7 protein-coding genes are annotated in these 9,949 nt (G+C 30.7%); 4 read left to right on the forward strand and 3 right to left on the reverse strand.

The window, feature by feature from the left end:
• Positions 1 to 547 precede the first annotated feature (547 nt).
• On the reverse strand, positions 548 to 1,120 hold the full coding sequence (locus B2U95_RS13635) for an ExbD/TolR family protein (RefSeq protein ID WP_296317122.1): 573 nt from the start codon (positions 1,118 to 1,120) through the stop codon (positions 548 to 550).
• A 133-nt stretch (positions 1,121 to 1,253) separates the two neighbouring features.
• Between B2U95_RS13635 and B2U95_RS13640 the strand changes: the two genes are divergently transcribed.
• Together B2U95_RS13640 and B2U95_RS13645 are read left to right on the forward strand one after the other, a co-directional pair.
• Entirely contained in the window at positions 1,254 to 2,762 is a 1,509-nt protein-coding gene (locus B2U95_RS13640; RefSeq protein ID WP_296317123.1) for a DEAD/DEAH box helicase, read from the forward strand.
• Between the two features lie 148 nt (positions 2,763 to 2,910).
• The gene (locus tag B2U95_RS13645; RefSeq protein WP_296317124.1) at positions 2,911 to 3,594 is read left to right on the forward strand and encodes a hypothetical protein; all 684 of its coding nucleotides are present in this window, start codon (positions 2,911 to 2,913) and stop codon (positions 3,592 to 3,594) included.
• Here the strand turns inward: B2U95_RS13645 and B2U95_RS13650 are convergent.
• Positions 3,584 to 4,153 (reverse strand): pseudouridine synthase, encoded by a 570-nt coding sequence (locus B2U95_RS13650; RefSeq protein WP_296317125.1) that lies wholly within the window; start codon positions 4,151 to 4,153, stop codon positions 3,584 to 3,586. The two genes, B2U95_RS13645 and B2U95_RS13650, sit on opposite strands and share 11 nt — an antisense overlap.
• 278 nt (positions 4,154 to 4,431) lie before the next feature.
• On the opposite strand from B2U95_RS13650, the gene B2U95_RS13655 reads away from it, so the two are divergent.
• Positions 4,432 to 7,833 (forward strand): T9SS type A sorting domain-containing protein, encoded by a 3,402-nt coding sequence (locus tag B2U95_RS13655; protein WP_296317126.1) that lies wholly within the window; start codon positions 4,432 to 4,434, stop codon positions 7,831 to 7,833.
• A gap of 49 nt (positions 7,834 to 7,882) precedes the next feature.
• On the opposite strand, the gene B2U95_RS13660 is transcribed toward B2U95_RS13655, so the two are convergent.
• The gene (locus B2U95_RS13660) at positions 7,883 to 8,692 is read right to left on the reverse strand and encodes a DUF1853 family protein (RefSeq protein WP_296317127.1); all 810 of its coding nucleotides are present in this window, start codon (positions 8,690 to 8,692) and stop codon (positions 7,883 to 7,885) included.
• Positions 8,693 to 8,737: 45 nt separating this feature from the next.
• Here B2U95_RS13660 and B2U95_RS13665 point away from each other — a divergent pair, with 45 nt between their 5' ends.
• A complete protein-coding gene (locus B2U95_RS13665) occupies positions 8,738 to 9,856 on the forward strand; it encodes a DEAD/DEAH box helicase (RefSeq protein WP_296317128.1) in 1,119 nt (372 codons plus the stop codon).
• Positions 9,857 to 9,949: the final 93 nt, after the last annotated feature.

Below are 9,949 nucleotides of genomic sequence, written 5' to 3' on the forward strand. Positions count from 1 at the left end.
TGTTTAAAGTTCTCATGATTGTTCGTTTTTGATTGATTTATACTTAATAGACGTCATAGAATCAAAATTGTTACAGTACTATGCATAACATATTAGTTATTTAACACTATTTAACTATAAAGCGTACCTTTATTAGTATGAAGGCACAGAGATATTATAAAGTTTTTCTATTTGTTTTACTTCTTAATTGTAATCAGGAAGAAAAAGAGGGGTGTAGCTCAAATACGTTTCAAGTAACAGCTACCGCTTATAATTCTTTAGCCTATTAAACAAGTTCTAACCCAAATATTACAGCTTTTAGTGATAGCTTAAAACCTAGGTTACGATATATCGCTGTATCTAGAGACTTACTCGATTCTGGTTTAATAAGTAATACAAAAGTAAAACTATAGGGTTTCGATAGTTTGTTTACAGGTAAAGACAAAAGGAACAAACGTTGGAGAAAACATATAGATATTTATATGGGTGTAGATGCTAAAAAAGCTAAAAAAATGGGGCAAAAGAAAACTAAATATTGAGTATTGTCTAACAATAAAAGATTCAATATTTAATTAGAGCGTTTTAACATCACTTCAGAAACTATAAAAGGATACGCTTTCTTCACAATTGCTAATTCCTCCTTACTTAATTCATCAGGTGTCTTGTTTAACACTTGTTTAGCATAACGCTCTCTTAGGTCGTAATAAGCTTTAGTAATTTCATCTTGTACAGAAATGAACACATCGTATTTAGTTAATGCATCATGACTTAATGAGATGACTGCCTTTGTAGGATGTATGGAAGATTCTAAAGATTGTACACCGTCACAATAAGTACATTGTAAATCACCGTTATTATCTAAAAATGATTTTACTAGGTTTTGAACTTCACTAATAGCAACAACATCTTTTCCAATCATAATCTCTTGTCTTTCATTTAATGCAATCCTAAGAACGTTCCGTTCTAAAACATTTTTAGTACAATCTTGTCCTGGTTCACAAGGAGGAGGTAATTTTCTTAAAATACCCTTATCAGCAGATATTGTTGTTGTTACTAAAAAGAAAATAAGTAATAAGAAGGCAATGTCTGCCATAGATCCTGCATTGACCGTTGCAGGATATCGTCTAAATGATTTCATCATATATTTATTTAAATGTCTACTATTTAATAATAACAAGAACAGTACCAATCTTGTTAAATGTTGTTAACAAAGTATTTTAAAACCCTAACAATATGCTATTTTTGCAAAATTAACATCTTACTAATAAAATTGCATGTCAATAGAAACGCTTAACAAAAATGCTTCTGAGAAAAGGCTCTATGATTATCAAATCAAAGACCTCAATCGTATTTTCGATGTTATGCGAGATGAGTCTAACGACTTTAACCTTTTATATCAATTACCAACAGGTGGAGGGAAAACAATCATTTTTTCTGAAATAGTTAGAAGGTACATACAACAGCATAATAAAAAAGTAGTTATTCTTACTCATAGAGTTGAGTTATGTAAACAGACATCTAACGTGCTTTCTGGCTTTAATGTAAAAAATAAGGTTATAAATAGTAAGGTAAAAACATTACCAGACCAAGACGAATATCAGTGTTTTGTAGCTATGGTAGAGACGTTAAATAACCGTCTTTCAGATAAAGATTTTGAACTTAAAAATGTAGGTCTAGTTATTATTGATGAAGCGCATTACAACTCTTTTAGAAAACTTTTTAAGTTTTTTGAGCAGTGCTTTATTTTAGGAGTTACTGCAACACCGTTAAGCAGTAATATTAAGTTACCAATGAAGGATAACTATAAAAAGCTTATTGTTGGAGATGATATCTCTACGCTAATTAAAAATGGCTTTTTATCTAATGCAGAAGTCTACAACTATGATGTAGGTTTAACAGCTCTTAAAATTGGTATTAATGGAGATTATACTGTTAAGTCTTCAGAAGCTTTATATACCAATAGTGTAATGCAGTCTAAACTTTTAGTTGCTTATGAAGAGCTAGCTAAAGGTAAAAAAACACTTATTTTTAATAATGGTATTTATACCTCTAAAGAGGTGTTTTATACGTTTAAAAAAGCAGGTTACAATGTACAGCACTTAGATAATACTGCAAGTAAACAAGACCGAAAGGATATCTTAAAATGGTTTAAAACAACACCAGATGCTATATTAAGTTCGGTCAGTATATTAACTACTGGTTTTGATGAGCCATCTGTAGAATCTATTATATTAAACAGAGCGACTAGGTCCTTGACTTTGTATTTTCAGATGATTGGTCGTGGTAGTAGAATATATAAAGACAGAAAGATATTTCAAGTTATAGATTTAGGTAATAATATTGCACGTTTTGGACCATGGAATCAACCTGTAGATTGGCAACATATATTTAGTTATCCAGACTTATATTTAGACAATATAGTTGATGATGAGGATCTAGAACGACACTTTATATATACAATGCCAGACTCCTTATTGAAGAAATTCAAAAAATCTAAATCTTTAGATTTTGATATTAAAACAGAATATAAGGATGTTATTAATTCTGGTAAAAAGTCGTTTATGGTTATAGAACGTTCAATAGCACAACATTCACAAATATGTGTAGAGAATAGTGAGGATGTTTATGATGCAAGAGATCTAACAAAGTTATTACAAGATGAAATTGCATATAGAATTAAGCAATATTGTTATTGTATAATGAATAGTACACAGAACTATAAAGATTGGCTATTTGTAGAGTACAATCGTAAATTACGTATAAGTTTTAACGGTAAGTTTTAACGTTTTTTTGTAAGGATTTACATTTTAATGCGTTTAATTTGAATAAGGTATGGTTATTGCTCATTAAATTTATATAGATAAAAACGATCAACTCAAGGTGAAAACTATAAAAATCATATGTCTTCTTTTCTGCATAACATGCAGCAGTATGGTTTTTGCTCAAATTAAAGACAAAGAAAAAAAATCTATTCGTATACCTGTAGAACCATCAAAGAAGAAAAAAGATTCTATACCTGCTAAAGTTAAAGTAGCTCCCAAATTAGAAAATGAAGATGATAAGGCAAGTGGTAATTCTGAGGACGAAAAGAAAAAATTCATTATAAGGGAATCTAAAAATCCATTTTCTATGATAGAGAATGATGGTTTAACAAGTCCTAGCGAAATTTTTGAAAAGCGTTGGAATAAAGAAGCTCAGAAAGGTGGTATTATAAGAACAATGTCCGACCAATTTTTAGGAGAACATCGTGTAGATACCAAATTTGTAAATATTGTCTGCAGAGATCATGAATATCCTGATGGTGACCGTGTAAAAATTTATATAAATGGAGCAGTTGTAGAACCTAATTTATTACTAAAAAGCAATTATAGGCGTGTATCAGTAAACCTAGCTGACGGCAAAAATACAATTGAAATTGAAGCTTTAAACCAAGGTGAATCTGGTCCTAATACTGCCGAGTTTGTCGTTTATGATGACAAGGGAAAGGTTATTTCTTCTAAGCAATGGAATCTTCTTACTGGTGTAAAAGCTATTATAGTTTTTCATAACGAAAAAGTGATTATAAAACCAAAGAAAGATGATAAACAGACACAAGATGAAGCTTCTAATAATTAATTTCTTTTAGATCAGCAGGTTCCATGTTTTCTAATTTATAATCACAAATCCTCACTCTTACTAGTCTTAAAGTCGGTAACCCTAACTTAGCGGTCATTTTGCGCACTTGTCTAAATTTGCCTTCTGTAATTGTAATAGCTATCCAAGATGTTGGTCCATGTCGCTCATCGCGAACAAAGCGTTTAAAAATATGATCTGTATTATTTAAGATTTCTGCTTTGCATGCTTTGGTCATATATGGTTTTCCATCTACTGATATTTCTACACCGTTTAATAAGTTTAAAATTATATTCTGGTCTGCAATACCATCTACCATAACATGGTATTCCTTTTCGATATTAGTACTTGTAATATGATTACTAAATTTACCATCTGTAGTCAATAGAAGCAAGCCTTCAGATTTTTCATCTAAACGACCAACTGCCATTAAACCATCACTTTCTTTAATTAATTCACTTAATAATTTTTTCGTTTTTCGTTTATTTTGATTATTAACGAATTGGCTTAAATAACCATAAGGTTTATAAAAACTGTAATAAAGATGGTTTGTGTTTTTCAATGAAAATATAGTAGAAGTTTAATAAAAGAAAGCTAAGTTAAAGAAAATTCATAATAGTTTAAAGTTATTTTTAATATTGAATACATGTTGTTTGTCTATTATTAAGTGTAAATGGTCGAGTTTAAAATTCTTACAAAATTGAAATATGTATTTTTAAGAAATGGAGTTGTATTAATAATAAACATCTGAAAATTATTCTATTACGTTTAATTTTCCGTGAAATTTATTAGTAATTAAACACTAAAATGTCTATTAATTAAACGACTTAAAATTAACTTATGGGATTTAGTATCACCTCTAACAATTTAATTCTAGAACATTTTCAATCAAAACAAAATCATCTATTTTTTAAAAAAAGTATAATTCTAACACTTTTAGTTTTTGTAGTTACAATAACTACAAGCGAAGCACAAACAACATGGCTAGGAACGACAAGTACAGATTGGTTTGATGCTACCAATTGGAGTGATGGCGTGCCAGATGTAAATGATAATGTTACTATTGATACAGGCGCAAATAACCCAACAATTAGCACTACAGGAGCTCTGGCAAACTCTGTTAGAATTAATGATGAAACTACATTATTTATAGGTGCTGCAGGTCAATTAGATATCGATTTAGTTGATAATGCTGAAGTACAAGATGGACTATTAGTTCTCGGCACATTAGATAATTCAGGAACATTAACTATTGGCGCTACCACAAGTGGTGGTGATTACGGAATATATTTGGGCATTGTAGAAGGAAGTGATGACCCAGGTACGATACAAAATCGTGCTGGCGCAGTATTACAAGTAGATAACTGTATTACTTTTGGTATCTATTTTTCTACAGCAGTGGGTAGTGTGTTTAACAATTTTGGGACAATAAATATAGGTAGTGTTGGTAACATAGGAAACTCTGGATTGTTTGTATCGGCTAATTCTTTTACAAATTTTGCAACAGGAATTCTAAATATCAATTCTGTATCTACCGCTGGGATATGGATTAATACAGGAGGAACTTTTGGAGCCGTTAATAATAGCGGTGTAATAAACATAAATGATTCGATTGCAAATCTAAATTATGGTATACGAGTAACTGATGGTACTTTCACCAATACAACTACAGGTGAAATAAACATAGATAATGTTGAAATAAATTCTATTGTTATTGAAGCAGGTCAGTCCATGGTAAACAATAATATATTAAACATTGGCCAAATTGCCAATGGCGGAGTTCATGGGGTTTTCATCGAAGGAACGTTTCAAAACTCTACAGGTGGAGGAACTATAACCATTGACAATACTAGTGAAATCGCTATACTATTATCATCTACTGGAAATTTTGATAATTTTGTTCCTAGTATCATTAATTTGGGAAGTGATGCTTCAATAGGGGATACAGGTATTTATAATTCTGGTGATTTTAATAACGATAGTCAAATTACCATAAACAGATATACAGCAGGTGGTATCGTAAATATAGACGCCACATTTAGCAGTGAAGGCACTATTGTTATAGGTAATATAGATGCTGGTTCAATCGGAATACAAAATTTCGGTGCTTCAGCATCATTCACTAATTTTATATCTACAACAACAGGCTCTATTGAAATTAATAATGTAAATACTGGTTTTGTGTGCCCTTCAGGATTGTTTGAAAATAGATCACAAATTACAGTAGGTAATATGACGTCTGTTCCAGCATTATTAGCTGGTGCTGGCACAGATACATTTCGTAATCAAATAGATGGATCAGGTGTTATAACTGCTAATGGAGAAATTTCAGCGAGTGCTTTTACAAATAATGGAGGTTTACTTGATCCTAGTAGTTTAGGTTTTGGTGTTGCTGGCTTTGGAGTTCTAAGTTTTGATGGTGATGAGGATTTTAATCAATCTATTATTAATATAGATATTTCTGATGATGCTGGTGTTGGTATTGTGTCTGATTTAATTGAGGTACAAGGTATAGCTACGCTTCTTGGTGGAACGCTAAATATTGCGATTAATTTTCCTACTACACCAACGGATGGGCAAGTAGTTACTTTTTTCAGGTCTGATGCGTTAACTAACGAATTTACATTAGCGACTGCATTACCCACGAATTGGACTATTGTATATGATTTTCCATCTGTTGGTGAAATATCAATTGAGTTTGGTGAAATAAATAGCACACAATCTGGTGCATTCTCGGACCCAAATACATGGGCTAGTGGAGTAGTGCCAGGCGCTGATACACCAGTCATTGTTAATAATGGACATACCGTTACTTTAGACGTACCAACTATTGAAGTTGGTAGATTAGAAGTTAGTGAAACTGCAACAGTTATAGTGCCTATCGGAACTGAAGTGATAATTTCTGGTTCTCAAGGGCCAGCAGTAATTAATGAAGGGACTATAGAAATGGATGGTGTGTTAAGTATAGACGGGTCTCAGTCATCAGGTATAAATAACAATGGAACTATAAATTTAAGTGGACAAATTAGTATTACAAATACAATAAATGAAGCGATTAATAATAGTGGTGTATATGTAATAAATGACAATGCTTCTACAATAATTGATATTGCACCAATAGGAATAGTAAATGGAAATGATTTCACTATTAACCAAAATGGTAATTTAAATATTGACTTCACTACTAATACTGCGATATTAACCCAAACAGGTTCTACATTAACGAATAATGGTATAACACTCATAGGAGGAGATTTAAATCCTACGAACTCAGTAGGTTTGTATGGCATAGATCATACAGGTTATATTATAAATTCAGCATCAGGTATCATGGAGATATCCAATGCAACAGATACTTTATTATTATTTAACGACCCACCAGCAGGAACTGGAGGAAGAAATATTAATGATGGTATTGTTTTAAATAATGGCCAGATGACACTATTTTCTGCACAGCTTAATGCAGTAGAACAATCTGACAATGCCACTCAGATTAAGGGTAAATATAAACATGTTCTTAAAAAGAGACCAACACCAAATCCTGGTAGAGATATTAATTCTATAGCATCTTTTCTTAATGAGGCTCTTGCTTTACTTAGAGGAAGCGGTATTATTGAGACACAATTATCTTTTCTAAATGGTGGAGTTATAGCGCCAGGTTTATTAGCTGGTGACGTTGGAGTTTTAATATTTGATGGTCCTAGTGAAGATCTACAGAATGTTACTTTAGAAATTGATATTAATGGAAAAACACTTAAAGGCACTGATTATGATTTAATCGCATCAACTGGTGAAATTATATTGGGTGGAGATGTCGCTGTAAATTTTGGATATACACCTGTTGAAGGGGACGTTATACCTTTTATAGAAGCTACTAGTGTAGTTGGCTCATTTTCTAACATAACATTACCTACTGATTGGTCTATTAGGTATAATTACCCAAACACTGGTAATGTTTCTTTTCAGTTTGGGGATATTTTGAATATTGAAGATAATAATCTAGAAGATTTAAAAATTTATAATGCGTATGACACTAAAGATGTTGTTGTATTAGGCTTATTAAATTCAGAAACTACATTTGAACTTTATGATATTATGGGTCGTTTTATTCTTAGCAAAGACTTAGATAAAACTACAACTGTAAATAGAATTGATGTTTCTAATTTATCGATTGGTTCTTATATTGTAAAACTGAAAACAGATTTAAATGGATCTAAAACTCAGAAGCTAATTATTAAATAAAAACACTTTTATATTATATAAACCACATCTTTAGAGATGTGGTTTATTTTTACCACCAAGTTATAAAGCATTTTTGTAGCTTTTCATCGTTATCTTTTAGCCAACACAAAGGGGAATGCTTTTCGATAATATATTTATTGATTTCAATTTTAGCTTCTTTAAATTTAAGCCAGCTTACTTCAATATGTGGTGTAAAAAGCCAGTCTAATTTATTAGGTATATAAAACTCAAAATAATTAATAATATCTATTTTTTGAATTGATAAATAGAATCCGTTAACACAATTTATGTTGATTGGATGAATTTTTAAATCAGCTATTTTATATGGTAAAAATAGTTGTGCTTTAAAGCATACGTATTGTTCAAAATCAGTTGCTTTATGATTAAATTTATCTAAGTATAATTTCGTTTTAGTATTATAAAGTAATGGTAGCTGTTTATTCCTTAATTTATCTAATTTATAGACTAGTGCATCTTTTCTGTTAGGTCCAATCCATTTTTTTAATGGATTATCATCTATTACTGAATTATCATAGAGATAAAATTTATAAACTATTTCTAAATGAATAGGCGTATTATCTTTGTAAAATAGAGCATCTAATTCTCCAATAGTTATTTTATCATTTTGTATTTGTAGATTATCACAAATCCAATGAATAGAATCTTGTTGTTTTAATTGATGATTTATAAAGGCTTCAACTTGCTTACCTAATCTATGATTTTTTAAAGTTAATTTGGTAATATCAAAATTTGGTTCAAAATCTAAATCTAGCTGATTTAGTTCATAAACAGTATCCCTTTTCCAAAGAGATGGAGTCTCAAAACAGCCTTTGTAACGTAAAATAGTATTTAAATCCATTATATATCGAAAGTACAAATTACCTTTGCGTTACAATAATGTATTATGACAACATTTTCAGAATTAGGTATTCATAAATCTTTTAGTAAAGCACTAACTGAGTTAAATATTATAAACCCTACAGAAATTCAGGAAGCTGTAATTCCGATACTTCTAAAATCTAAAACAGATTTAATTGGCTTAGCACAAACAGGTACTGGTAAAACAGCAGCTTTTGGCCTACCCTTATTACATAGTATTAATAAAGAAAAGTCTGAAGTGCAGGGTTTAATAATAGCTCCTACAAGAGAGTTGGTACAACAAATAAAAAAACAACTGTTTAAGTTTACTAAATATATAGACGGAAAGATTTTTGTAGAAGGCGTATATGGTGGCGAAAAAATGGATAAACAGATTAAAGCTTTAACTAGAACTACACATATAGTTGTTGCTACGCCAGGACGATTATTAGACTTAGTTGAGCGTGGTGCTGTTGATATCTCTAATGTGAACACATTAGTACTTGATGAGGCAGACGAAATGCTTAGTATGGGTTTTAAAGAAGATTTAAATAAAATACTTAAATATAATACCACTAAGCGTAATACATGGTTATTTTCTGCAACAATGCCAGAGGAAATTAAACAAATAGTTAAAACGTATATGTCTTCTGATACGACTAGAATAGAAGTAAATAAAAATGCTCTAGTTAATGAAAATATTTCTCATCATTTTACACATACCAGTATAAAGGATAAGTTGAATATGATTGTTAGAATTCTAGAAAAAAGAGGAGAGGAGCGAGGAATTATATTCTGTAGAACTAAAGCTGGCACGAAAACATTGTCTAAACAACTACAAGATGAAGGTTTTTCTGTTGGAGCATTAGAAGGAGATATGCAACAAAAGGAACGTGATAAAGTAATGCGTGCTTTTAAAAATGAAAGTTTACAAGTTCTTATTTCTACTGATGTTTCAGCTAGAGGTATTGATGTAAATAATCTTGCTTTTGTATTGCATCATCAATTACCAGATCAGTTAGAGTATTATACGCATAGAAGCGGTAGAACAGCTAGAGCAGGTAAAACGGGACAATCTATTGCATTGATTATACCAGGTGAGATGCAAAAAATTATAAGTATTCAAAAAGAGTTAGGTATTACTTTTCGTGAGATTGCAATTTAAATTATAATTTAAAAAGTATAAAAACTGAAAAGCACACTATAAGATAGTGTGCTTTTCAGTTTTTAATACGAATTCAATTATTTATCTAATAAT

The sequence above is a fragment of the Winogradskyella sp. UBA3174 genome (assembly GCF_002364335.1).
Taxonomy (GTDB): Bacteria; Bacteroidota; Bacteroidia; order Flavobacteriales; family Flavobacteriaceae; genus Winogradskyella.

Excerpts from the sequence above, each read along its gene's own strand:
- B2U95_RS13640 (WP_296317123.1), top strand. The coding sequence starts at position 1,254 with ATGTCAATAGAAACGCTTAACAAAAATGCTTCTGAGAAAAGGCTCTAT.
- B2U95_RS13655 (WP_296317126.1), top strand. The coding sequence starts at position 4,432 with ATGGGATTTAGTATCACCTCTAACAATTTAATTCTAGAACATTTTCAA.
- B2U95_RS13645 (WP_296317124.1), top strand. The coding sequence starts at position 2,911 with ATGGTTTTTGCTCAAATTAAAGACAAAGAAAAAAAATCTATTCGTATA.
- B2U95_RS13660 (WP_296317127.1), bottom strand. The coding sequence starts at position 8,692 with ATGGATTTAAATACTATTTTACGTTACAAAGGCTGTTTTGAGACTCCA.
- B2U95_RS13635 (WP_296317122.1), bottom strand. The coding sequence starts at position 1,120 with ATGATGAAATCATTTAGACGATATCCTGCAACGGTCAATGCAGGATCT.
- B2U95_RS13665 (WP_296317128.1), top strand. The coding sequence starts at position 8,738 with ATGACAACATTTTCAGAATTAGGTATTCATAAATCTTTTAGTAAAGCA.